Genomic DNA, 22672 nt, shown 5'->3' with positions numbered 1-22672 from the left:
CGGCTGCTGCCTGGGGGCACACTCGCCGGATGGCAGCGCCGTTCAACTACCGTCACCTGTATTACTTCTGGGTCGTCGCCAAGGAAGGCGGCATGGCCCGGGCCGCCGCCCGCCTCGGGATGGCGGTGCAGACGGTTAGCGCCCAGGTGCGCACGCTCGAACAATCGCTCGGGCATGCCCTGTTCAAGCCTGCCGGGCGCGGCATGGCGCTGACCGACGCCGGCGTGGCCGCGATGGCGCAGGCCGACCAGATCTTCCAGTTGGGCGAGCAGCTTCCCGCCGTGGTGCGGGAAGCTGCCACCGGACAGGGCCTGCGGCTGGCGGTCGGCATCTCGGACGGGCTGCCCAAGCTGGTCGTGCGGCACCTGCTGCAGCCCTCGCTGGAAGCTCCCAACGTGCGCCTGCTGTGCCACGAAGACGAATTCGATCGCCTGCTGGGTGATCTGGCGCTGCACCGGCTCGACGTGGTGCTGTCCGACCGGGCAGCGCCGCCCAATCCCAATCTCCGGCTGTACAGCCACGCGCTCGGGCAGGCGTCGCTGGCGTGGTTCGCGCCCGTCGCCCTGGCGGCGCGCTGCAGGGCGCCCTTCCCGGATTGCCTGGCCGAGATGCCCGTGCTGCTGCCCACCGGCCATGCGGCCGTCCGCCTGCGCATCGACCAGTGGTTCGAGCGCCACGGGCTGCATCCGCAGGTGGCCGGCGAATTCGAGGACAGCGCGCTGCTGGCGGCCTTCGGCCGCAGCGGGATGGGCGCCTTCCCGGCGTCGTCCCGCTCGCGCGGCGAACTGCTGGACGATCCGGGTCTGCAACTGGTGGGCGAGGCGCCCGAACTGGTCGAGCACTTCTACCTGATCTCGGCTGAACGCCGCATCCAGCATCCCCTGGTGCAGCGGCTGCTGCAGCAACGCCCGGACTAGCTGCGTCGCGGCTGCGGCTGCGGCTGCGGCCGCGGCGCCGCTGACCTTGCTGCGACGCCTGGATCCGTGGCATCCGCGACACAGCGGGCGCCGTCAGACAGATTTCGCAGGCCTGTGCCCAACAAAGTGGCATCGGCCGGCAGCCCAGTCCTGGCGCGGCTCCGGACAGAGGTCCACACCCTTGTCCACAAGCTTCTCCACGGTTCCCGTGCAAAAGCAGCCCTGCGGGGCGTGGTAGGGGCGAATGCCGGCGGGGGGCGCGGATGCGCCGGTGTCGAGACGCCGGGCAGCGGCCGGCATCGCCCCGGTCCTTCGCTTGCGTTCAGCCCGGCGCAGCGCGCTCCCGCGCCATTTCCACCAGGGCGCGGAACCCTGCGGTGTACGACCGCCAGCCCAAGCCCTGGATGGTGGCCTTGACGGCCGGCGAAATGATCGAGTGCTGCCGCCAGCTCTCGCGCGCCGCGATGTTGGACATGTGGATCTCGAGCACCGGGAACGGCATCGCCTTGATCGCATCGTGCAGCGACACGCCGTGCTGTGTCAGGCCCGCCGGATTGAGCAACGCGCCGTCGCAGCTGTCGATGTTCTCGTGGAACTTGTCGACCAGGCTGCCTTCGTGGTTGGACTGGAAGATCTCGATCGCCACGTCGAGCTCGGCCGCCAGGGCGCGCAGCCGCTCGTCGATCTGCGCCAGCGTCGTGGTGCCGTAGATGTGCGGTTCGCGGCGCCCGAACAGGTTCAGGTTCGGGCCGTGCAGCACCAGGAACTTCAGCGGCCGGCTCACTTGCGCACCTTGGCCAGTTCCTGCGCGTACAGCTTGACCAGCGCCGGGTCGTAGCTCGCCGCGAAGCGGTCGGTCACCGGCTTGGCGATCTCCCGCATCTTCGCCTGCGCGGCGGGCGAGACCTCGTTGTACTGCATGCCCTTGGCCTGCAGTTCGCCGACCGCCTTCTGCGCGGCGGCACGGCTCACCTGGCGCTGGTAGTCGCGCGACTCGGCGGCGGCGTCCCGCAGGATCTTCTGCTCGGTGGCCGACAGCCGGTCCCAGAACCGCTTGCTCACCAGGATGATGTTGGCGGCGTACACGTGGTTGGTGGCGCTGACGAACTTGTTCACCTCATAGAACTTGTTCGACAGGATCACCGCGTACGGGTTCTCCTGGCCGTCGACCGCGCGCGTCTCCAGCGCGACGAAGAGCTCGGCGAACGGCATCGGCACCGGGTTGGCCTTGAACGCCTTGAAGGTGTCGAGGAACACCGGGTTGGGGATCACGCGGATCTTCAGGCCGTCGAGGTCTTCCGCGCGCGTGATCGGGCGCTTGCTGTTGGTCACGTTGCGAAAGCCCAGGTCCCAGTAGCCCAGCGCCACCAGGCCCTTCTCCGGCAGCTTGGCCAGCAGCGCCTGGCCGAACGGGCCGTCGAGCAGCGCGTCTGCTTCGGCGTAGCTCCCCACGGCGAACGGGAAGTCGACCAGGCCGAATTCCTTGACCGTGCCGGCCAGCGATGTCGTCGCCGGCGCCGACATCTCCTGCACCCCGCTCTGCAGTGACGACTGCTGCTGCAGCTCGTTGCCCAGCTGGGACGCCGGGAACTCCTGGACCTTGAGCTTGCCGCCGCTCTTGGCCGCCACCAGCTCCGAGAAGCGCTTGACGCCGAAGCTCACCGGGTGGTCGGCGTTGTTCAGGTGACCGAACTTGATGGTCCTCTCCTGGATGTCCTGGGCCGCGGCGGTGCACGCGGCCGTGGCGAAGGCCGCGGCGAGAGCGGCCCGGCGTGTGATCGTCTTCATGTGTTGTCTCCTGTGGTGGGCGATGGCTGGTGCATCATAGGAACGGCGTCAGAACACCATTCCAGGCCGGAATCTCCTTTCACATGGCAAACGACCCATCGCTTCCCGCACCTGCGACCGCCCCCGTGGGCACCGTCGCGCGCGTGCTGCGGCTGCTGGAGACCCTGGCGCAGGACCCGCAGGGACTGCCGCTTGCGGCGATCGCAGACGAGATCGGCCTGCCGCGCAGCGGCTGCCACCGGCTGCTGGCCGAGCTCGTGCAAGCGGGCTACGTGCGCCAGCTGCGCGAACAGGGTGACTACGCGCTGACGACACGGCTGCCGGCGCTCGGCCTCAGCTTCCTGGGCGGCTGCGGCGTGGTCGACGTGGCGCAGCCCATCATCGACCGGCTGGCGGAGGTCTCCGGCGAACTGGTGCGGCTGGCCATCGTCGATGGCGACCGGCTCACGTTCGTGGCCAAGGCGCAGGGCGCCCGCTCCGGCCTGCGGTACGACGCCGACATGGGCATCGACGTGCGCCTGTCGTGCAGTGCCGGAGGCCACGCCTGGCTGATGACGCTGACCGAGGAGCGCGCGACCGAGCTGGTGGCCAAGCAGGGCTTCGGCGACCCGAAGGCCTATGGGCCGAAGGCGCCGACCACGTTCCGGGCCCTCATGAAGATCCTCGAGGAGGACCGGCGCCGCGGCTTCAGCGTGATTCACGAGATGTACGCGCCGGGCATGACCGCGATGGCGGCGCCCGTGCTGCGCCGCGGGGGCGAGGCGATCGGCGTGATCACCATCGCCGGGCCGCTGCAGCGGCTCACGCCCCAGCGCATCGAAGCGCTCGGCCGCCCAGTGATGGAGGCGGCGGCGGAGCTGGCGCTGGCCGGCAGCACGTCCCCGTTCTTCGCCCGGCGCGGCCGGATGGCCTGAGCCGCAGGTCCGCCACCCGGCCCGCGGGCCAGCAGGTAGCATCCGCGTACGGAGGAGTTCCATGCGCCTGCACCCCATCACGCCGATCCTGCGGATCTTCGACGAGGCCAAGGCCCGCGAGTTCTACGTCGAGTTCCTGGGCTTCCAGGTCGACTGGGAGCACCGGTTCGAGCCGCAGCTGCCCCTGTACCTGCAGGTGTCCCGCGCCGGCTGCGTGCTGCACCTGTCGGAGCACCATGGCGACTGCAGCCCCGGCGCGGCGCTGCGCATCGGCACCGACACGCTCGACGAACTGCACGCCGAACTCACCGGCAAGGCCTACCGCTACGCCCGGCCGTCGATCGAGGCGCAGCCCTGGGGCCGCGAGCTGTCGGTGCGGGATCCGTTCGGCAACCGGCTGGTCTTCACCAGCGTGGACGAGCCGGCGTCCGCTGCCTGACCCGGGCCGGGGCCGATCGGCCAGACCGGCACGCCTGGAGCGAACGGGCCATCGCGTCCTTCATGAGTTGCCGGCGGCGTTAACGTCCGGCCATGGCGCTGCACCTTGCCCGCATCCGGGCCCTCTGCTTCGACATCGACGGCACCCTGGCCGACACCGATGACCACATCGTGGCGCGGCTCGCGGCCGCCCTCGATGCGGTCCCCGGCGTCAGCGGCCGGCGCGCCGAGCGGCTGGCACGGCAGACGGTCATGGCGGCCGAAACCCCCGTGCACGCGGCCTATGCCCTGCTCGACCAGCTCGGACTCGACGTGCCCCTGGCGCGCCTGCGCGAACGCCTGAAGGCGATCCGCCAGCGCGGCATCGACCCGGCGCACACCCGCAACCCGGCCGCCGCCGACGAGGTTCCGCACGAGATGGTGGCCGGCGTCCAGGAGATGCTGGGCATCCTGGCGCGCCGCTTCCCGATGTGCACCATCTCCACCGGCAGCGCGCCGCGGGTGGAGCGCTTCCTGGCCCACTACGGCGTGCGGGAGCACTTCACCGAGGTGATCGGCGCGCAGACCACCCGCCGCATGAAGCCGCACCCGGAGCCCCTGCTGTTCGCCGCCGCCGCGATGGGCGTGGCGCCGCAGGAGTGCCTCATGATCGGAGACACCACCATCGACGTGCGCACCGGCGTTGCCGCGGGTGCCCAGACCGTGGGCGTGCTGTGCGGGTTCGGCACGCAAGGCGAGCTGCAGCGGGCGGGCGCCGGGCTGATCCTGCGCACCACGTCGGACCTGCTGGCCGTGCTGCAGCCCGCCGACGACCCGCTGGGACGCAGCGCCAGCCCTTGATTCCCGCGATCGAGGCCGGCTAGCCCCGATCCTTGCGTGGTGCGGCGGTGCGGCCGCCCCGACGATGGGATCGGGCGGGCGCCGTCGCCGGCGGGTCCTGCAACGCCTCGCCGCCGGCCGCCGCCGCGGCTCCCGTGGGCACCTGGCGCAGCATCGTGCGCATCGCCTGCGCCTGTGCGGCGCCGAAGTGCTGCTCGAAGGCATGCTGGGCGCGCCGCCACTGCGGCCGGGCGGCTGCGAGCCGCTCGCGCCCGGCGGCGGTGATCGTCACCTCGCGCCGGCGCCGGTCGACCTCGCCGGCCGTGATGGCCAGCAGGCCGTCGCGCTCGAGCGGCGTCACGCTGCGCGTCATGGTGGTGCGGTCCATCACCATGGCCTCGGCCAGCGCGGCGATGCTCGACGGGCCGGAACGCTGCAGCTGCGACAGCACCGCGTACTGCGTCGAGCTCAGGCCGCACGCCGCGAGGTGCTGGTCATACAGCTGGCTGATCCAGCGCGCCGCCTGCCGCACGGCCAGGCAATGGCAGACGTCGACCGGGCTCAGCGCCGCTGCGTCAGCCATGGACCGGTCCGCCGGGCGGCACCGTCGCAAGCAGGAATGTGCACATGCACGTAGTATCGCGCATCGCCGGTCCGTGCACAAGCACATGTCGACCTGCCCCGACCGAAAGGAGCCGCCATGTCCGCCATGTCCGCCACGACCGCCGCCCGCACGCCGCCCGCGGGCAGCCCTGCCCTGAATCCCCGGACCCGGCAGCTGCTGGAAGGCCCGGTGACCTCCACCCTGCTGCGCCTGGGTGCCCCGAACGTGCTGGTGATGGTGGCGCAGGCCGGCGTCGGCCTGATCGAGACCTACTTCATCGGCCGGCTCGGCGTCGATGCGCTCAGCGGCGTCGCGCTCGTGTTCCCGGTGGTGATGCTGATGCAGATGATGTCGGCCGGTGCCATCGGCGGTGGCATCTCCTCCTCGATCGCGCGGGCGCTGGGCGCGCGCCGGCTCGAGGACGCCAACGCCCTGGTGCTGCACGCCTGCGTCATCTCGGTCGGCTTCGGCCTGCTGTTCACCGCGGCCGCCTGGCTCGGCGGGCGCGCACTGTACACCGCGATGGGCGGCGTCGGCGGGTCGCTGCAGGTGGCGCTCACGTACTCGGGCTGGGTGTTCGCGGGGGCGGTGCTGGTGTGGCTGTTCAACGCGCTGGCGTCGGTGATCCGCGGCACCGGCAACATGGCCATGCCGGCGCTGGTCACCTGCGTCGGCACCGTGGTGCTGGTGCCGCTGTCGCCGGCGCTGATCTTCGGCGTCGGCCCGATCCCTCCCCTGGGGGTGGCCGGCGGCGCGATCGCCCTCCTGCTGTATTACGCCGTCGGCACGCTCTGGCTGGCGGCCTACGTGGCCAGCGGCCGCAGCGTGGTCGCGCCGGTGCTGCACGGCTTTCGCCTGCGCCCTGCGCTCGCGGCCGACATCCTGCGCGTGGGCGCTGCGGGCGCGGTCTCGACCCTTGCGACCAACGTCGCCATCGCCATCGCGACCGCGTTCGCGGGGGCCTACGGTCCGGCCGCCATCGCGGGCTACGGCATCGGCTCGCGCATCGAGTACCTGCTGGTGCCCCTGGTCTTCGGTCTCGGCGGACCGCTGGTCGCGATGGTCGGCACCTGCATCGGCGCGGGCCGGCGCCATCGCGCCCTGTCCGCCACGTGGACGGGCGCGGCACTGGCCTTCGCGGTGACCGAGGCGATCGGCCTGGCCGCCGCTGCCTGGCCGGCCGCCTGGATCCGGCTGTTCAGCACCGATCCCGCCGTGATCGCCGCGGGCAGCCTGTACCTGCGGCAGGTCGGCCCCTTCTACGGCTTCTTCGCGGCCGGCCTGCTGCTGTACTTCGCGTCCCAGGGTGCCGGCCGGCTCGGATGGCCGGTGCTGGGCAACCTGGCCCGGCTGGCCGTTGCGGCGCTCGGTGGCTGGCTCGCGGTGCGCCTGGGGTGGGGACTGCCCGGCGTGTTTGCGGCCCAGGCGGCTGCGCTGCTGGTCTACGCGGCGGTGAACACGTGGGCGGTGGCCGGCGGTGCGTGGTTCGGCCCAGTCGGCTGGCCCAGGACGCCGGCTGCGCTGCTCCAGCGCAGCGGCGCGTCCTGAGGACCTGACGACGGCACGCAGGACCCCCGCACGCGTCACACCGCACGTGCGCAGGCGAGGCTGCGACGCTCCCGAAACGCGCGCAGCGCCGACTCGTCAGCGCGGCCTTGCGCTAACATGGATGCGCATCAGCCGCTTCCGTGCACCAGCGCACGAGGGTTTGCGCCGGAGCAGAAGAAGGACCTCCATGCAGGATGCGGCGCAACCGGATCTTCTGTCCACCGGCATCCCCGGCCTGGACACGATCCTCGGCGGCGGGCTCACTCCGCATCGCGTGTACCTGATCGAAGGCGAGCCTGGCGCGGGCAAGACGACCACGGGCCTGCAGTTCCTGCAGGAGGGCGTTCGCCGCGGCGAATCCGTCGTCTACATCACGCTTGCGGAGAACCGGGATGAACTGGCCGCGGTCGCCGCCTCCCATGGCTGGGATCTCGACGGCATGCACGTGCATGAAGTGCTGCCGAACGAGGACCTGCTGGCCGGCACCGGCCAGTATTCGATGTTCCATCCGTCCGAGGTGGAACTGGCCGACACGCTCAAGACCATCCTGGCCGTGGTCGAGGAACGCCAGCCCTCCCGGGTGGTGCTCGACTCGCTGTCCGAGCTGCAGCTGCTGGCCGAATCGCCGCTTCGCTACCGGCGCCAGGTGCTGGCGCTCAAGCAGTACTTCTCCAGCCGCCGCTGCACCGTCCTGCTGCTGGACGACCGCACCGCCTCGGCCAATGGCGACCTGCAGGTGCGCAGCATCGCGCACGGCGTGATCCAGCTCGATCACTCGGTGAAGGACTACGGCGTGGAGCGCCGCCGCCTGCGGGTGGTGAAGCTGCGCGGGCGGCCGTTCATAGGCGGCCTGCACGACTACAACCTGGTGCGCGGCGGACTGGACGTCCACCCGCGGCTGATCGCGGCGGAGTCACGCGCGATCAGCGGCCGCCAGCAGATGAGCAGCGGGGTGAAGGAACTCGACACGCTGATGGGCGGCGGCGTCGAGGAAGGCACGAGCACGCTGATCATCGGCCCGCCAGGCACCGGCAAGTCGTCGCTGGCGGCGCAGTTCGTCGCCGCCGCCAATGCACGGGGCGAGGCGGCAGCCATGTTCCTGTTCGAGGAGTCCGCCAGCAACATGCTGCACCGGGCAGACGGCCTGAACCTGCCGCTGCGCGCGGCCATCGACTCGGGCCTGCTCACGGTGCAGCAGGTCGACCCGGCCGAACTGTCGCCGGGCCAGTTCGCGGCCGCCGTCCGGGCCGCGGTGGCCCGCGGGACCAAGGTGCTCGTGATCGACAGCCTCAACGGCTACCTCAACGCGGTGCCGGACGAGCGCTTCCTCACCACCTATCTGCACGAGCTGCTGACCTTCCTGGGGCAGCACCAGGTGATGACGCTGCTGGTCGGTGTCCAGCAGGGCATGCTGGGCGGCAACATGAGCAGCGCGATGGATGCCAGCTACGTGGCGGACAACGTGCTGATGCTGCGCTACTACGAGCTGGACGGCGAGATCCGCCAGGCCGTCTCGGTCTTCAAGAAGCGCGGCAGCACCCACGAGCGGACGATCCGCGCCTTCTCGCTCGGCCACGACGGCATCCGCGTGGGGCAGATCCTGCGCGGCTACCGCGGGCTGCTCAGCGGGGTGCCGGTGCAGGTCGCGCCCGGGGGCGACGCCGACTGATGGAGCACCGGATCCTCATCCACGTGGCCGCGGCGGGCGATGCCCAACTGGCCGAACGCGTGCTGCGCTCGGCCGACATCGAGGCGCGGGCCTGCACCTCGGAGGACGAACTGGCGGCCGAACTGCAGCTCGGCGCGGGCGCCCTGCTGATCGCCGAAGAAGCCCTGACGCCGCCGGTCCTGGCCGCGCTGTCGCAGCTCCTGGCCGGACAGGCCGCGTGGTCCGACCTGCCGCTGCTGGTCATGGCCAAGCGCGGCGCCGACACGCTGGAGGCACAGCGCGCCGTCGAGCGCCTGGGCAACGTCACGATGCTCGAGCGGCCGGTGCGCACCATCACGCTGGTGAGTGCCGCGCGTTCTGCGCTGCGGGCCCGCGCCCGCCAGTACGAGATGCGCGCCCTCAGCCGCCGCAAGGACGAGTTCCTCGCCACGCTCGCGCACGAGCTGCGCAATCCGCTGGCTCCCATCCGCAACGCGATGGCGATCCTGCAGCGGCTCCACCCGTCGCCGCAGGTGGGCTCGCTGGTGGGCATCGTCGACCGGCAGGTCAGCCACCTCACCCGGCTGGTCGACGACCTGCTCGACGTCGCGCGCATCACCAGCGGCAAGCTCGAGCTGCAGCTGTCCCGCACCTCGGCGCGCCGGGTGGCCGCGCATGCGCTGGAGATCGCGCAGGCGGGCTTCGCGGCGCGCGACCACGAGGTGGTGCTGCAGCAGCCCGAAGGCGAGGTCGTGCTGCAGGCCGACCATGTCCGGCTGGTCCAGGCGGTGGCCAACCTGCTGGTGAACGCGGGCAAGTTCACGCCGCCCGGCGGACGCATCCGGCTGGAGATCCGCCACGACGGCCCGGCGGTCGAATTCGTGGTGCAGGACAACGGCGTCGGGCTCGCGCCCACCGAGCTGCACCGCATCTTCGACATGTTCGAGCAGACCCGCACGATCGGCGAGCCGACCGGCGGGCTCGGCCTCGGCCTGCACCTGACCCGCGCCTTCGCGCAGTTGCATGGCGGCAGCGTCGAGGCCCGCAGCGCCGGCGCCGGCGCCGGCAGCGAGTTCGTCCTGCGCCTGCCGGTGGTGGTGGAACCCGAGACCACGGCCCTGCCGCCGCCGGCGAGCCCGTCCGCGCCGGGCTGCACCGCCCGCCGCATCCTCGTGGTCGACGACAACGTGGACGCGGCCAACACGCTCGAGGCCTTGCTGACGCTGCACGGCATGTCCGTCAGCGTGGCGCACGACGGCGCGGCGGCGGTCAACCGGGTGGTGGTCGACAACCCCGACGCGGTGGTCATGGACATCGGCATGCCGGTGATGAACGGCTACGAGGCCGCCCGGCGCATCCGCAGCCGCTCGGGCAGCCCCAAGCCGCTGCTCATCGCCCTGACGGGCTGGGGCCAGTACGCCGACAAGGCACGGGCCAGCGAGGCCGGGTTCGACTACCACCTGGTCAAGCCGCTCGACTTCGACAAGCTGCTCGGCTGCCTGTCGCGGCTCTAGCGCTTCGCACCGCTCCAGCGCTTCGCGCCGTCCCGCCCGTGCCTTCACGCGTCGCCCGCGGCGCCGGGCCGGGCGGGCCTCGGGAGGATGTCCTACGGACGCGGGGGATGGCGCGCGCCATAGTCATCCAGACGCCTGCACACGGCGCCACCTCAACCAGCCACATGACCGAATCCAACGAGCGCCGCGAATGGAGCCGCATCCTGGGCGACGAGAGCGCCGCGCTGCAGGCACAGCAGGCAACGGCCGGCAGCTCGCACGCGCCCGTGCTCGGGCCACCGCCCTACGGCGACCACGGCATCAACATGCTGGTCGAGGCCGCGGTGCGCGCCGAGCGCGACCGCTGCGCGGCACTGGCCGACACGCATGCGGCCGCCCAGGCCGCCGATCCGCAGGCGCAGGCGCTGCTGCTGGAACTGGGGGCCGCCATCCGGGCCGGTGCCGCCCCCGGATGAGCCAGACCGCCCCGCTGGCGGTCGAGCCGCTGCTGCTCACGACGGTGCAGGTCACCACGCTGCTGGCCCAGCGCGTGCTGACGCGCGCCTCGGCCTTCTTCTTCCGGCGCGGCACCCGGTTGTTCCTGGTCACCAGCCGGCACGTGCTGTTCGACCAGCCGACCGGGCATTTTCCGGACGAGATCGAGATCGGCCTGCACACGGCCGCAGGCAACCTGGCGGCGAGCACGCCGCTGCGCATCCCGCTGTACGCGCGTCGTCGCGCCGCCTGGCGCCAGGGCAGCGACACGGCGGGCGACATCGACGTCGCCGTGCTCGAGGTCGAAGCCTCGCGGCTGCCGGCCACCGCCCTCATCCACGCCTTCACACCCGACCACCTGCTGTCCTCGCTGGTGGCCACCGAGGTCGGCACCCCGCTGCTGCTGATCGGGTTCCCGCTCGGCTTCCACGACACGCTGCACCACCTGCCGGTGGCTCGCCATGCGATCGTTGCGTCCTCGTTCGGCCTGCGCTTCCAGGGCCAGGGGTGCTTCCTGACCGATGCCAGGGCCCACCGCGGCTCGAGCGGCGCGCCGGTCGTGATGCGGATGGCCGGCGGCGACGCCCCGCTGCCATGGAAGCTGCTGGGCGTGCACTCCTCGCGCTTCGACATGGGCGGCCGCGACCTGTCGCAGGACGAATCGCTGGGACTCAACTGCGCGTGGTACGCCGACATCCTGCTGACCCTCACCAGCCCGCCTGCGGCCGTCGCGCGCGCCGCCGCCACGGCCCCCTGAAGGCGGCCGCGGCGGCTGGTGCGGCCGTTCAGAGGCCGGCCAGCACCTTGTCCAGCGTCATCGGGTAGTCGCGGATGCGCACGCCGGTGGCGTTGAAGATGGCGTTGGCCACCGCCGCGCCCGCGCCGCTGATCCCCAGCTCGCCCACCCCCTTGATCTTCAGCGGATTGGCCTTGTCGTCCAGCTCGGGCAGGAACACCGCCTCGATGGCCGGGATGTCCGCATGCACCGGGATGTGGTATTCGGCCAGGTCGTGGTTGGCGAAGTAGCCGTAGCGCGCATCGAGTGCGCCTTCCTCGTGCAGCGCGCTGCCGACGCCCCAGATCATCCCCCCGACCGCCTGCGACGTGGCCGTCTTCAGGTTCAGGATGCGCCCGGCGGCGAACACGCCGAGCATGCGCCGCAGCCGGACCTCGCCGGACTGCGCGTCGACCGCCACCTCGGCGAACTGCGCGCCGTACGACTGCTGCGAGTAGCGGCTGTCCATGTCGCCCGGCTGGATCTCGCCGTCGGCCGAGAGGCCGTCGTGCGCCAGCGCCGCCAGGTGGGCCGACTTGCCCCCGCCGGTCACCTTGCCGTCGCCGAACTGAGCCTGGGCCGCGTCGATGCCGGCGCTCTGGGCCAGCTTGGTGCGCAGCTTCTCGCAGGCGTCGTACAGCGCGGAGCCGGAGGACGCCGCCCCGAACGAGCCGCCCGAGCCCGCGGTGGGCGGAAAGTCGCTGTCGCCCAGCAGGATGCGCACCCGCTCGGGCGGCAGGCCCAGCATCTCGGCGCCGATCTGCGTCAGGATCGTGTAGGTGCCGGTGCCGATGTCCGTCATCGCCATCCGGGCGGTCAGCACGCCTTCCCGGTCGAGGGTCACCCGGCATTTCGCGGCCTGCAGGTGGTTGCTGCGCGTGGTGGCGCACATGCCCATCCCGATCAGCCACCGTCCTTCGCGCACCTGCCCCGGCTGCGGATTGCGGCGCTCCCAGCCGAAGCGCCGGGCACCTTCCTGCAGGCAGGGCACCAGCTGGCGCGTGGAATACGGCACGCCCTTCTCGGGATCCAGCGTCGGCTCGTTGCGCAGCCGCAGTTCCACCGGATCGATCCGCAGCTGGTGCGCCAGTTCGTCCATCGCGCACTCCAGCACCAGCAGGCCGACGGCTTCGCCCGGTGCCCGGCAGGAATCGGCCCGCGGCAGGTCGAGCTTGCGCACCCGGTGCTGCGTCATCCGGTGGGCCGCGGCATACAGCGAGCGCGTCTGGACGGCGGCGGTCTCGTAGAAGTCGTCCACCCGCGCGCTGTGCGACCAGGCCTGGTGGCCGATGGCCAGCAGCACGCCGTCGCGCGTGGCGCCCAGCCGCACCCGCTGGACCGTCTCGCTGCGGTGGGTGGTGATGTGGAACATCTGCTGGCGGGTCAGGGCGGTCTTGACCGGCCGCCCCAGCAGGCGCGCCGCCTGGGCCGACAGGATCACGTCGGCGAACACCGGCAGCTTGCCGCCGAACCCGCCGCCGATGTAGCGGCTGACGATGCGCACCTTGTCCGGCGGCATCTGCAGCGTGTTCGCCACGCGCTTCTGCGCGTGCTCGACCATCTGGGTGGAGCAGTGGATCACCACCCGGTCGCCCTCCCACCAGGCCAGCGTGGCATGCGGCTCCATCTGCGCATGGATGTGGAACGGCGTCGTGTAGGTCGCGTCGACCGTCACGGGCGCCTGCGCGAAGGCGCCGTCGAAGTCGCCCACCGCGGTGTCGGGTTCGCCCATGTTCCCGCCCGGGACCTCGGCCCGTTCGAGGTGGCGGCGCAGCTCGTACTCGCCGTGCGCGCCGGCATAGTCCAGCCGCACCAGCGCCGCCGCCGCGCGGGCCTGCTCCAGGCTCTCGGCCACCACGAAGGCGACCGGCTCGCCGTAGGCGGCGATCTCGGCATCGTTCAGGTAGGGCAGCGGCCGCTCGAAACGCTGCTGGACCTCCATCGAGTACGGCGCCTGCGGCGGCATGTTGCGGTGGGTCAGCACCAGCAGCACGCCGGGCGCCTGCTCGGCCGCGCGGGTGTCGACGTCGGCCAGCCGTCCCTTGGGGATGGAGCTCTCGACGATCCAGCCGTAGGCCGGCCGGGCGCCTTCCTGGACCTCGTACGCATAGAGTGCCTGCCCGGTCACCTTGAGACGCCCCTCCACCCGGTCCAGCGGACGGCCGATCTGGCCGTGCCGGTTCTCGTCGATCGCGTTGGGCGCTGCCGCCTGAGTCATCTGCATCGTGGTGTCCCCTTCAGACGCCTGCCGCTTCGGCGAGCACGCCCGCCAGCACCCGGCGGGTGAGCGGGATCTTGAAATCGTTGTGGCCCTGCCCGCGCGCGCCCTGCAGCACCGCGTCGGCAGCCGCGTCGAACGCGGCGGCATCCGCGCGACGGCCGGCCAGCGCATCCTCCGCGGCGGCCACCCGCCAGGGCTGGTGGGCCAGCCCGCCGAACGCCATCCGGGCCTGGCGGATCGTCCCGGCCTGCGCGTCGACGATCGCCGCCACCGAGACCAGCGCGAAGGCATACGAGGCGCGGTCGCGCACCTTGCGGTACAGCTGCACGCCCGGTGGCGGTGGCGGCAAGGTCACCGCGGTGATCAGCTCGCCAGGCTGCAGGTTGGCATCCTGCTGGGGCGTGTCGCCGGGCAGCCGGTGGAAGTCGGCGATCGGGATGACCCGCCGGCCCCCTTGCGGCTGCAGGGTCTCGACCTGGGCGTCCAGCGCGCGCATCGCCACCGCCATGTCGGACGGGTGGACGGCGATGCACTGCTCGTTCGCACCGACCACGGCGTGGATGCGGTTGAAGCCGCCGATCGCGGCGCAGCCCGAGCCCGGACGGCGCTTGTTGCACGGCTTGCTGGGGTCGTAGAAGTAATAGCAGCGGGTGCGCTGCAGCAGGTTGCCGCCGGTGGTGGCCTTGTTGCGCAACTGCCCGGTGGCGCCGGCGAGCAGTGAGCGCGCCAGCACCGGATAGCGGCTGCGCACCTGCGGATCGGCCGCGAGATCGCCGTTGCGCACCAGCGTGCCGATGCGCAGGCCGCCCTCGGGCGTGGGCTCGATGCGGTCCAGGCCGGGAATGCGGTTGATGTCGACCAGGTGCTCGGGGGCCTCCACCTGGATCTTCATCAGGTCCAGCAGGTTGGTGCCGCCGGCGATGTAGCGGGCCCCGGCGCGGCCGGCCGCCATGGCCGCCGCGGCCTCCGCAGTCGCAGCCCGCTCGTAGGTGAACGCCTTCATGCCTTGGCTCCCGCCGCGTCCTGGACCGCCGCCACGATGTTCGGGTAGCAGCTGCAGCGGCACAGGTTGCCGCTCATGCGCTCGCGGATCTCGTCCGCGCTGAGCACCGGCTTCTCGTCCAGCCGCTCGGTGACATGGCTCGGCATGCCAGCGCGCACCTCCTCCAGCATCCCGACCGCGGAGCAGATCTGCCCCGGCGTGCAGTACCCGCACTGGAACCCGTCGTGCCGGATGAAGGCGGCCTGCAGCGGATGGAGCTCCTCGCCCCGCGCCAGCCCTTCGATGGTGGTGACCGACTGGCCGTCGTGCATCACGGCCAGGCTGAGGCATGCGTTGATCCGGCGGCCGTCCAGCAGCACCGTGCAGGCGCCGCACTGGCCGTGGTCGCAGCCCTTCTTGGTGCCGCCCAGCCCGAGGTGCTCGCGCAGCGCGTCGAGCAGCGTGGTGCGGGGATCGAGCGACAGCTGGTGCTGCCGCCCGTTGACGTCGAGTGTGATGGGGACGGTCTGCATGGAAGGGCGTTGGAAGGCGGAAGTGGTGGGGACGGCCGCGTGCCGCGTGCCGGCAGCGTCCAGGCGCACAAGGCACCCGGCCCGTGCGGGCCCCGGGCAGCGGACAGGTGCGACGGCGGGGAAGTGGCACGCGGCGGAGGACCGCCGACGCACTCTAAGGAGAGCGTCCGGCCGACAACGCGGGCCGACGCCGGCGCCCGGGGTGAGACACGGACTACGGACGGCGGACGCGGACGTGTCGCCTCGGCAACAGATCACTGACGAGTCACTGACGTGTGCCGCCGTGGGGGACCGAACCTGTCAGTCCTGTCAGGGTAATCACCAGGGTCTGCTTCCACAATTTCATGCATGAGCCTGAATCGTCGAACCTTCGCCCGTGCCGCCGCCGGCGCCGCCGCGCTCGCGGCCTTCCCCGCCCTGCGCGCACAGACCGACCGCATCGTCCTGGCCCAGTCGGCGCCGTTCACCGGCCCGGCCTCCCAGCTGGGCATCCAGTTCCACCAGGGCGCCCGCCTGTGCCTCGAGCAGGTGAATGCCCAGGGTGGCCTGAACAAGAAGCCGATCGAGCTGGTGAAGCTGGACGACGGCTACGAGCCGGACCGCTGCGCCGAGAACACCCGCAAGCTACTGAGCGAGGATCCGCTGGCGCTCTTCGGCTACATCGGCACGCCCACCAGCGTCGCCGCGCTGCCCCTGGCCACCGCGGCGAAGACGCCCTTCATCGCGCCCTTCACCGGTGCGATGGCCCTGCGCCAGCCGTTCAATCGCTACGCATTCCACGTGCGCGCCTCGTACAACGACGAGACCGCTGCCATCGTGCGCCAGCTCACCAACCTCGGCCTGAACAAGGTGGCGGTCTTCTACCAGAACGATGCGTACGGCAAGGCCGGCCTCGACGGGGTGCAACTGGCCCTGGCCGCGCAGAACGCCAAGCCGGTCGCGGTGGCAACCGTGGAGCGCAACTCGGTCGACGTGGCCGCCGCCGTCAGGACGCTGACCGCCGCCCGGCCCGACGCGATCGTGCAGGTCGGCGCGTACAAGGCCTGCGCGGCGTTCATCAAGGGCGCCAAGGCCGCGGGCTACGGCGGCACCTTCTACAACGTGTCCTTCGTGGGCACGCAGGCGCTGGCCGACGAACTGGGCAAGGACGGGGCCGGCGTCGTGGTGTCGCAGGTGATGCCCTCGCCCTACTCGCTCGTGCGCCCGATCTCGCGCGAGTTCGTCGATGCGGTCCGCAAGGCCGGCGGCGACTACCAGGCCAACTTCTCCAGCATGGAAGGCTACCTGGCGGCCAAGGTGATGGTCGAGGCGCTGCGCCGCGGTCCCGCCAAGCCGACCAGCGAAACCCTGGTCGCGTCGCTCGAGGGCCTGGGCACCGTCAACCTGGGCGGTTTCAACATCACGATGTCGACCACCGACCACGTCGCCTCGAGCTTCGTCGAACTGTCGATGCTCACCGGCGACGGCCGCATCCGCACCTGAGCGGGCCCTCTCCGCCCGGCGCTGCGACGACGGTGCGCGCCGGGCAGCCGCATGCCGGCCGACCCCGCTCGGCCAGGGCGCCGACGCGCGCTGACAGAGGCCGCTGACACGGCGCCGCCTCCTGGCATCGCAGACTCTCCTGGAGACCTACAGGACCTGCAACCATGGATCGACGCGCCGCAACGGCTCTTCTGTTTTCGACGCTCCTGGCCGGCTGCGGCGGCGGGGGCGGCGGTGGATCGGTGGGCGCCAGCGCCGTTTCCGGCTCCGCCGTCAACCTGTCCTCCAACGTCGCCGCCTGGGGCGACTCGCTCACCGAACCCTACGCACGCGAGCTGCAGTTCGTGCTGCCGCAGCGGCAGGTCTTCAACGGCGGCATCGCGGGCCAGACCTCGACCGAGATCGCCGACCGGCAGGTGGCCGACACCGGCCACCGCGACTGGATCAACGTCTTCTGGTACGGAATGAACAACCAGGACGACCCCGAGCGGATCAAGGCGGACATCGCCCGCTCGGTCGCCACGCTGGCGCCCGGCAACACCCGTTTCCTGGTGCTGTCGGTGGTGAACCAGGACACGCCGGCCGAGCGGCGCGGCGGCCCGGGCTACGACGTGATCCAGCAGCTCAACCGCGAGCTGGCGGCGCTCTACCCGCAGAACTACTACGACATGCGCTCGTACATGGTGGGCAGGGCCGACCCCGGCAATGCGCAGGACGCGACCGACCAGGCCAACGACGTGCCGCCCTCGTCGATGCGGATGGACCACATCCACCTGAACTACAACGGCCAGGTGGCCGTGGCCCGGCGCGTCGCCGAGCTGCTCGCCGAACGCGGCTGGTGACCGGCCCGGCGGGCCGGATCAGGTCCGCCGCGCCGGATGCCGCAGCAGCGCCTGCGCTGCCAGGCCCAGCGCCGTCCATCCCAGCATCATGGCGGCCAGTGCCACCTGGCCGTCGTGGCTGACCATGCCGACACCCAGTGCCGCCAGCCCGCCGACCAGCTGCTGCACCAGGCCACCAACCGCGGCCGCCGATCCGGCCAGCGCCGGCACCACGCCGACCGTGCCCGCCAGCGTCGGCGGCGCGAGCAGGCCGTGGCCGATGCCCAGCAGCAGCAGCGGCAAGGCCAGGGTCAGCGGCGAACCCCAGCCGCCCAGGCCGAGCAGCAGGACCAGGGAGATGCCGCCGATCGTCGACGCCTGGCCCAGCCGCATCAGCGTGCGGTCGCGCACCCATCGCACCAGCCGCGTCGTCAGCAGGTTGCCGCCGATGTAGGCCAGCGGCACGCACATGATGTACCAGCCCACCCGCTCCGGCGTGACCCCGTAGGACTTGAGCACGATCGGCGCGCCACCCAGGAAGGCATAGAAGGTGGCGGTCATCGAGGCCAGGATGGCGACGTACAGCAGGAACGCCGGCTCGCGCACCAGGCGGCCATACCCGGCCACCAGCGCGCGCCAGGCACCATCGTGCGGCCGCGCCGGCTGCGTCGTGGACGGCACGCCGAGCCAGGCCGCGGCCAGCAGCACGGCAGCCACGACGGCCATCAGCACGAAGTTCGCCTGCCAGCCCAGCCGCACGTGCAGCTGCCCGCCCAGCAGGGTCGCCACCGGGGGGCACACGCCCATGCTCATGCCGATGAAGGCCATCATCCGGGTGCGCTCGGCGCCGGTGAACAGGTCCTGGACCATCGCGCGCACCGTCACCATCCCGGCCGCGGCACCGGCGCCCTGCACCACGCGACCGGCAACCAGCAGCGGCAGGTCGCTGGCCACCGCCGCGAGCAGCGAACCCGCGACGGCCAGCACCAGGCCGAACAACAGCACGGGCCGGCGGCCGATGCGGTCGGAGACGGCGCCGTAGACCAGCTGCAGGCCGCCGTAGGCGGCCACGTAGCCGCTGAAGGTGAGCTGGACCGCGGCCTGGCTGGCCGAGAAGGTGGCGGGCCAGTCCTGCATGGACGGCAGGCAGATGGTCATGGCGAGCAGGCCGAAGGCAAGCTGCGCGACCAGGTTCACCATCAGCCGCCCATGCCCGGCCGGCCGGGCCGCGGCCGCCGGCGTCAGCTGGTCAACTGGGCCCATACCTTGTCCAGTCGCTTGGTGCTCACCGGCTGCGGCGTGCGCAGTTCCTGCGCGAACAGGCTGACGCGCAGCTCCTCGAGCAGCCAGCGGAACTCCTGCATGCGGTCGTCGACCTGGCCCTTGCGCTCGGCCACCAGACGCCAGTAGCGCTGTTCCTGGGGCCGCACCTCGACCATCCGGGCGGCATCGCGCGCGGGGTCGGCCCGCAGCTTGTCCAGCCGCAGCGTGATCGCCTTCAGATAGCGCGGCAGGTGCTGCAGCGACGCCCAGGGCGTGTCCACCAGGAAGCGCCGGGACACCAGCCGCTGCAGTTGCTGCGACGCGTCGGCCGTGGCATCGGGCTGGATCTTCGTGTCCTTGATCTTGCGCGCGGCGCCCGCGTACTCGGCCAGCACGGTGGCGGCCAGGCGCGCGACCTCGTTGGCGATCAGCGTGAGCCGCCCGCGGCCCTCCTCCACCCGCCGCCGGAACGCGGCCTCGTCGGCCGGCAGCGGATCGAGCAGGAAGGCCCGGTCGAGCGCCACGTCGATGATCTGCTGGCGCAGGTCCTCCTGCGTGCCCAGCGGCATGTACGCCACGGCCATCTTCTGCAGGTCGGGAATGTTCTTCTCAAGGTACTTCAGCGCGTCCTTCAACTGCAGCGCGAACAGGCGCCGCAGGCCCACCCGGTGCCGGGCGGCCGCCACCTCGGGCTCGTCGAACACCTCGATGGTGACGGCATCGCCCTGGTCCACCAGCGCCGGGAAGCCGATCAGGCTGGTCGAGCCCTTGCGCACCTCCATCAGTTCGGGCAGCTCGCCGAACGTCCAGGCCGTGTGGCGCTGGGCCGAGTCCACGCGCGGCCCCGCCGGTGCGGCAGACCGCTGGGCCGACGGCCCGGGCTGTGCGCGTGCGGCGGCCCCGGCGTCCGGCGCCGGACCGGACGCGGCAGCTGCAGGCGCCGCGGCCTTCAGGCCCGCCAGGGCCTGGAACGCGCCCCGCGCCTGCGCACCCAGCTCGGCCTTGAGCGCCCCCAGGTTGCGCCCCATGCCGAGCTGCCGCCCATGCTCGTCGACCACCCGGACATTCATGAACAGGTGCGGCGGCACCATGTCCAGCTTGAAGTCGGTGCGCTTGACGTCCAGCGAGGTCTGCTCGCGCACCAGCTTCAGCAGGACGTCGGTCAGGGCGCCGACGGCCCACCGCTCGGTCGTGGTGAGCTCGGCGGCCAGCCGCGCGGCCGATTCGGGCAGCGGCACGAAGCGCGCGCGCGGCTTCTGCGGCAGGCTCTTGAGCAGCGCCTGGATCTTGTCCTTGAGCATGCCGGGCACCAGCCATTCGGCGCGTTCGTCGCTCACCTGGTTCAGCACGAACAGCGGCACCGTGACGGTCAGGCCGTCGCGCGCATCGCCGGGCTCGTGCAGGTAGGTGGCGGCGCAGTCGACGCCGCCCAGCCGCAATGTCTTGGGAAAGGCATCGGTGGTGATGCCGGCGGCCTCGTGCCGCATCAGCTCCTCGCGCGTCAGGCGAAGCAGGTCCGGGTTCCGGCGGCTTTCGGTGCGGTACCAACCCTCGAAGGTGTGGCCGTTGTACACGTCGGGCGGCAGCTGCTGGTCGTAGAAGGCATAGATCAGCTCCTCGTCCACCAGCACATCCTGCCGGCGCGACTTGTGTTCGAGCTCCTCGACCTGGCGCACCAGCTTGAGGTTGGCGGCCAGGAACGGCAGCCGGGTGTCCCACTGGCCGGCGACCAGGCCTTCGCGGATGAAGATCTCGCGTGCGCCCTGCTGGTCGACCTTGGCGAACGGCACCCGCCGCCCGGAATAGATCACCAACCCGTACAGGGTGGCGCGCTCCAGCGACATCACCTCCGCGGCCTTCTTCTCCCAGTGCGGGTCGAGCAGCTGCTTGCGCAGCAGGTGGCCCGCGACCTCCTCGATCCATTGCGGCTCGATGTTGGCGATGCCGCGGCCGTACAGGCGCGTGGTCTCCACCAGCTCCGCGCAGACGATCCAGCGGCCCGGCCGCTTCTTCAGGTGCGCGCCGGGATGGCGGTGGAACTTGATGCCGCGCGCGCCCAGGTACTCGGAGGAGCCGCCACCCTGCGGCCGGGCGCCGGTGGACGGGTTCGGGCCGCCATCCTCCATCTTCCAGCCGATGTTGCCCAGCAGGCCGGCCAGCATCGACTTGTGCAGCTGCTCGTAGCCCGCGGGCTGCGCGTTCAGGCGCCACTTGTGCTCGGACACCACGGTGTGCAGCTGGCTGTGGATGTCGCGCCACTCGCGCACACGGCGCACGTTGATGAAGTTCTGCCGCAGCAGGGCCTCGTACTGCCGGTTGGACAGCTTGTGGTGCGGCGCGCCCTCGCCACCGCCGCCGCGCGCGGCGTGGATCCAGTCCCACAGGCGCAGGTACCCCGAGAACTCGCTCTTCTCGTCATCGAACTTGGCGTGCTGCTGGTCGGCCTGGGCCTGCAGCTCCAGGGGGCGGTCGCGCACGTCCTGCACCGACAGCGCCGCGGCGATCACCAGCACCTCGGCCAGCGCGCCGCGCTCGCGGCCCTCCAGGATCATGCGGGCCACGCGCGGGTCCAGCGGCAGCCGGGCCAGCTCGCGCCCGACCTCGGTCAGCTCGTTGTCGTCGTCGACGGCGCCGAGCTCGTTGAGCAGCTGGTAGCCGTCGGCAATGGCGCGCCGCTGCGGCGCCTCGATGAAGGGGAATTCCTCGACGTTGCCCAGGTGCAGCGCCTTCATGCGCAGGATCACGCCCGCCAGCGACGAGCGCAGGATCTCCGGGTCGGTGAAGCGCGGGCGGCCCAGGAAATCCTTCTCGTCGTACAGCCGGATGCAGATGCCGTTGGCCACCCGGCCGCAGCGGCCGGCGCGCTGGTTGGCAGCGGCCTGGCTGACCGGCTCGACCAGCAGCTGCTCGACCTTGCTGCGGAAGCTGTAGCGCTTGACGCGCGCGGTGCCGGCATCGACCACGTAGCGGATGCCCGGCACGGTGAGCGAGGTCTCGGCCACGTTGGTGGCCAGCACGATGCGCCGGCCGCTGTGCGATTCGAAGATGCGGTCCTGCTCGGCCTGCGACAGGCGCGAGAACAGCGGCAGCACCTCGGCGGTGCGGGTCAGCGGGCTGTGCGACAGGTGCTTGCGCAGGTGGTCGGCGGCGTCGCGGATCTCGCGCTCGCCGGGCAGGAACACCAGGATGTCGCCACCGGCGTGGCCCTGCCAGAGCTCATCGACCGCGTCGGCGATGGCCTCGTCCAGCCCGTAGTCGCGCGATTCCTCGAACGGCCGGTAGCGCTGCTCGACCGGGTACATGCGGCCCGACACGTAGATCACGGGCGCCTTGCCGCGGGCGGACGCGAAGTGCTCGGCGAACCGCTCGGCGTCGATCGTGGCCGAGGTCACGACGATCTTCAGGTCCGGCCGGCGCGGCAGGATCTGCCGCAGGTAGCCGAGCAGGAAGTCGATGTTGAGGCTGCGCTCGTGCGCCTCGTCGATGATCAGCGTGTCGTAGGCCTGCAGCAGCGGGTCGGTCTGGGTCTCGGCCAGCAGGATGCCGTCGGTCATCAGCTTGACCGAGGCGTCGCGCGAGAGGCGGTCCTGGAAGCGGACCTTGTAGCCGACCACCTCGCCCAGCGGCGTCTCCAGCTCCTCGGCGATCCGCTTGGCCACGCTGGAGGCGGCGATGCGCCGCGGCTGGGTGTGGCCGATCAGCCGCCCTTTCTCCCCCGGCGCGGCGTTGAGCTTGCCGCGCCCCATGGCCAGGGCGATCTTGGGCAGCTGGGTGGTCTTGCCGGAGCCGGTCTCGCCGCAGACGATGACGACCTGGTGCTCGGCCATGGCCTGCGCGATCTCGTCGCGCCGGGCGGAGACGGGAAGCGACTCGGGGAAGGTGATGCGGGGAGCGGGCAAGGGGCGGAACTCGGGGCGGCGCAGCGGCCGCG

General features: G+C 71.7%; 19 protein-coding genes. 11 read left to right on the top strand and 8 right to left on the bottom strand.

Features of this window, described 5'->3' with window-relative positions; translation table 11 throughout:
* The first annotated feature begins 29 nt into the window (after window positions 1-29).
* Complete coding sequence (locus VFE82_RS08190) at window positions 30-917, top strand: LysR family transcriptional regulator (RefSeq protein WP_324999764.1); 888 nt, start codon at window positions 30-32, stop codon at window positions 915-917.
* A 322-nt stretch (window positions 918-1239) separates the two neighbouring features.
* On the opposite strand, the gene VFE82_RS08185 is transcribed toward VFE82_RS08190, so the two are convergent.
* Together VFE82_RS08185 and VFE82_RS08180 are read right to left on the bottom strand one after the other, a co-directional pair.
* Window positions 1240-1689, bottom strand: a complete 450-nt coding sequence (locus VFE82_RS08185) for a type II 3-dehydroquinate dehydratase (protein ID WP_324999931.1) — start codon at window positions 1687-1689, stop codon at window positions 1240-1242.
* 8 nt (window positions 1690-1697) lie between these two features.
* Window positions 1698-2705: a TRAP transporter substrate-binding protein gene (locus VFE82_RS08180; RefSeq protein ID WP_324999763.1), complete on the bottom strand. Its 1008-nt coding sequence runs from the start codon at window positions 2703-2705 to the stop codon at window positions 1698-1700.
* Window positions 2706-2788: 83 nt separating this feature from the next.
* Here VFE82_RS08180 and VFE82_RS08175 point away from each other — a divergent pair, with 83 nt between their 5' ends.
* The 3 genes from VFE82_RS08175 (at window position 2789) to VFE82_RS08165 (ending at window position 4897) form a co-directional block, all read left to right on the top strand.
* The gene (locus VFE82_RS08175; protein ID WP_324999762.1) at window positions 2789-3619 is read left to right on the top strand and encodes an IclR family transcriptional regulator; all 831 of its coding nucleotides are present in this window, start codon (window positions 2789-2791) and stop codon (window positions 3617-3619) included.
* Between the two features lie 61 nt (window positions 3620-3680).
* Window positions 3681-4058: a glyoxalase superfamily protein gene (locus VFE82_RS08170; RefSeq protein ID WP_324999761.1), complete on the top strand. Its 378-nt coding sequence runs from the start codon at window positions 3681-3683 to the stop codon at window positions 4056-4058.
* A gap of 92 nt (window positions 4059-4150) precedes the next feature.
* Window positions 4151-4897 carry an HAD family hydrolase gene (locus tag VFE82_RS08165; RefSeq protein ID WP_324999760.1) on the top strand — a complete coding sequence of 249 codons (747 nt, stop codon included), beginning with the start codon at window positions 4151-4153 and terminating at the stop codon, window positions 4895-4897.
* Window positions 4898-4916: 19 nt separating this feature from the next.
* On the opposite strand, the gene VFE82_RS08160 is transcribed toward VFE82_RS08165, so the two are convergent.
* Window positions 4917-5459 (bottom strand): MarR family winged helix-turn-helix transcriptional regulator, encoded by a 543-nt coding sequence (locus VFE82_RS08160; RefSeq protein ID WP_324999759.1) that lies wholly within the window; start codon window positions 5457-5459, stop codon window positions 4917-4919.
* 126 nt (window positions 5460-5585) lie between these two features.
* On the opposite strand from VFE82_RS08160, the gene VFE82_RS08155 reads away from it, so the two are divergent.
* The 5 genes from VFE82_RS08155 to VFE82_RS08135 all read left to right on the top strand — a co-directional run bounded on the left by VFE82_RS08155 (window position 5586) and on the right by VFE82_RS08135 (window position 11421).
* Window positions 5586-7028: an MATE family efflux transporter gene (locus VFE82_RS08155; protein WP_324999930.1), complete on the top strand. Its 1443-nt coding sequence runs from the start codon at window positions 5586-5588 to the stop codon at window positions 7026-7028.
* 187 nt (window positions 7029-7215) lie between these two features.
* A complete protein-coding gene (locus VFE82_RS08150) occupies window positions 7216-8697 on the top strand; it encodes an ATPase domain-containing protein (RefSeq protein ID WP_324999758.1) in 1482 nt (493 codons plus the stop codon).
* Window positions 8697-10190 (top strand): hybrid sensor histidine kinase/response regulator, encoded by a 1494-nt coding sequence (locus VFE82_RS08145; protein ID WP_324999757.1) that lies wholly within the window; start codon window positions 8697-8699, stop codon window positions 10188-10190. The genes VFE82_RS08150 and VFE82_RS08145 overlap by 1 nt, the downstream gene beginning before the upstream one ends.
* Before the next feature lie 164 nt (window positions 10191-10354).
* A complete protein-coding gene (locus VFE82_RS08140; protein WP_324999756.1) occupies window positions 10355-10645 on the top strand; it encodes a hypothetical protein in 291 nt (96 codons plus the stop codon).
* Window positions 10642-11421: a trypsin-like peptidase domain-containing protein gene (locus tag VFE82_RS08135; RefSeq protein ID WP_324999755.1), complete on the top strand. Its 780-nt coding sequence runs from the start codon at window positions 10642-10644 to the stop codon at window positions 11419-11421. Before VFE82_RS08140 ends, VFE82_RS08135 begins: the two co-directional genes overlap by 4 nt.
* A gap of 28 nt (window positions 11422-11449) precedes the next feature.
* Here the strand turns inward: VFE82_RS08135 and VFE82_RS08130 are convergent, their stop codons facing one another.
* Genes VFE82_RS08130 through VFE82_RS08120 form a run of 3 tightly spaced genes read right to left on the bottom strand, consistent with a single transcriptional unit; the run spans window position 11450 to window position 15244 of the window.
* A complete protein-coding gene (locus VFE82_RS08130) occupies window positions 11450-13663 on the bottom strand; it encodes a xanthine dehydrogenase family protein molybdopterin-binding subunit (protein ID WP_324999754.1) in 2214 nt (737 codons plus the stop codon).
* Between the two features lie 13 nt (window positions 13664-13676).
* Window positions 13677-14663, bottom strand: coding sequence for a xanthine dehydrogenase family protein subunit M (locus VFE82_RS08125; protein WP_324999753.1), 987 nt, complete (start codon window positions 14661-14663; stop codon window positions 13677-13679).
* Window positions 14660-15244 (bottom strand): 2Fe-2S iron-sulfur cluster-binding protein, encoded by a 585-nt coding sequence (locus VFE82_RS08120; protein ID WP_414708735.1) that lies wholly within the window; start codon window positions 15242-15244, stop codon window positions 14660-14662. Before VFE82_RS08120 ends, VFE82_RS08125 begins: the two co-directional genes overlap by 4 nt.
* 279 nt (window positions 15245-15523) lie before the next feature.
* Here VFE82_RS08120 and VFE82_RS08115 point away from each other — a divergent pair, with 279 nt between their 5' ends.
* Both VFE82_RS08115 and VFE82_RS08110 read left to right on the top strand, forming a co-directional pair.
* Window positions 15524-16657, top strand: coding sequence for an ABC transporter substrate-binding protein (locus tag VFE82_RS08115; protein WP_324999751.1), 1134 nt, complete (start codon window positions 15524-15526; stop codon window positions 16655-16657).
* A 164-nt stretch (window positions 16658-16821) separates the two neighbouring features.
* Window positions 16822-17499 carry an SGNH/GDSL hydrolase family protein gene (locus VFE82_RS08110; protein WP_324999750.1) on the top strand — a complete coding sequence of 226 codons (678 nt, stop codon included), beginning with the start codon at window positions 16822-16824 and terminating at the stop codon, window positions 17497-17499.
* 18 nt (window positions 17500-17517) lie between these two features.
* Here VFE82_RS08110 and VFE82_RS08105 read toward each other — a convergent pair whose 3' ends face one another.
* Window positions 17518-18741 (bottom strand): MFS transporter, encoded by a 1224-nt coding sequence (locus tag VFE82_RS08105; RefSeq protein ID WP_324999749.1) that lies wholly within the window; start codon window positions 18739-18741, stop codon window positions 17518-17520.
* Window positions 18720-22640 (bottom strand): ATP-dependent RNA helicase HrpA, encoded by a 3921-nt coding sequence (hrpA, locus tag VFE82_RS08100; RefSeq protein ID WP_324999748.1) that lies wholly within the window; start codon window positions 22638-22640, stop codon window positions 18720-18722. Before hrpA ends, VFE82_RS08105 begins: the two co-directional genes overlap by 22 nt.
* Window positions 22641-22672: the final 32 nt, after the last annotated feature.

Source organism: Ramlibacter sp. (genome assembly GCF_035655895.1).
In the GTDB taxonomy this organism is placed as follows: domain Bacteria; phylum Pseudomonadota; class Gammaproteobacteria; order Burkholderiales; family Burkholderiaceae_C; genus Ramlibacter.
This window is presented reverse-complemented; position numbering and strand designations above follow the sequence as displayed.

Bases quoted from the DNA above. Each gene is read 5' to 3' on its own strand.
- VFE82_RS08190 (WP_324999764.1), top strand. From the start codon at position 30: ATGGCAGCGCCGTTCAACTACCGTCACCTGTATTACTTCTGGGTCGTC.
- VFE82_RS08180 (WP_324999763.1), bottom strand. From the start codon at position 2,705: ATGAAGACGATCACACGCCGGGCCGCTCTCGCCGCGGCCTTCGCCACG.
- VFE82_RS08175 (WP_324999762.1), top strand. From the start codon at position 2,789: ATGGCAAACGACCCATCGCTTCCCGCACCTGCGACCGCCCCCGTGGGC.
- VFE82_RS08170 (WP_324999761.1), top strand. From the start codon at position 3,681: ATGCGCCTGCACCCCATCACGCCGATCCTGCGGATCTTCGACGAGGCC.
- VFE82_RS08165 (WP_324999760.1), top strand. From the start codon at position 4,151: ATGGCGCTGCACCTTGCCCGCATCCGGGCCCTCTGCTTCGACATCGAC.
- VFE82_RS08160 (WP_324999759.1), bottom strand. From the start codon at position 5,459: ATGGCTGACGCAGCGGCGCTGAGCCCGGTCGACGTCTGCCATTGCCTG.
- VFE82_RS08155 (WP_324999930.1), top strand. From the start codon at position 5,586: ATGTCCGCCACGACCGCCGCCCGCACGCCGCCCGCGGGCAGCCCTGCC.
- VFE82_RS08150 (WP_324999758.1), top strand. From the start codon at position 7,216: ATGCAGGATGCGGCGCAACCGGATCTTCTGTCCACCGGCATCCCCGGC.
- VFE82_RS08145 (WP_324999757.1), top strand. From the start codon at position 8,697: ATGGAGCACCGGATCCTCATCCACGTGGCCGCGGCGGGCGATGCCCAA.
- VFE82_RS08140 (WP_324999756.1), top strand. From the start codon at position 10,355: ATGACCGAATCCAACGAGCGCCGCGAATGGAGCCGCATCCTGGGCGAC.
- VFE82_RS08135 (WP_324999755.1), top strand. From the start codon at position 10,642: ATGAGCCAGACCGCCCCGCTGGCGGTCGAGCCGCTGCTGCTCACGACG.
- VFE82_RS08130 (WP_324999754.1), bottom strand. From the start codon at position 13,663: ATGCAGATGACTCAGGCGGCAGCGCCCAACGCGATCGACGAGAACCGG.
- VFE82_RS08125 (WP_324999753.1), bottom strand. From the start codon at position 14,663: ATGAAGGCGTTCACCTACGAGCGGGCTGCGACTGCGGAGGCCGCGGCG.
- VFE82_RS08115 (WP_324999751.1), top strand. From the start codon at position 15,524: ATGAGCCTGAATCGTCGAACCTTCGCCCGTGCCGCCGCCGGCGCCGCC.
- VFE82_RS08110 (WP_324999750.1), top strand. From the start codon at position 16,822: ATGGATCGACGCGCCGCAACGGCTCTTCTGTTTTCGACGCTCCTGGCC.
- VFE82_RS08105 (WP_324999749.1), bottom strand. From the start codon at position 18,741: ATGGGCCCAGTTGACCAGCTGACGCCGGCGGCCGCGGCCCGGCCGGCC.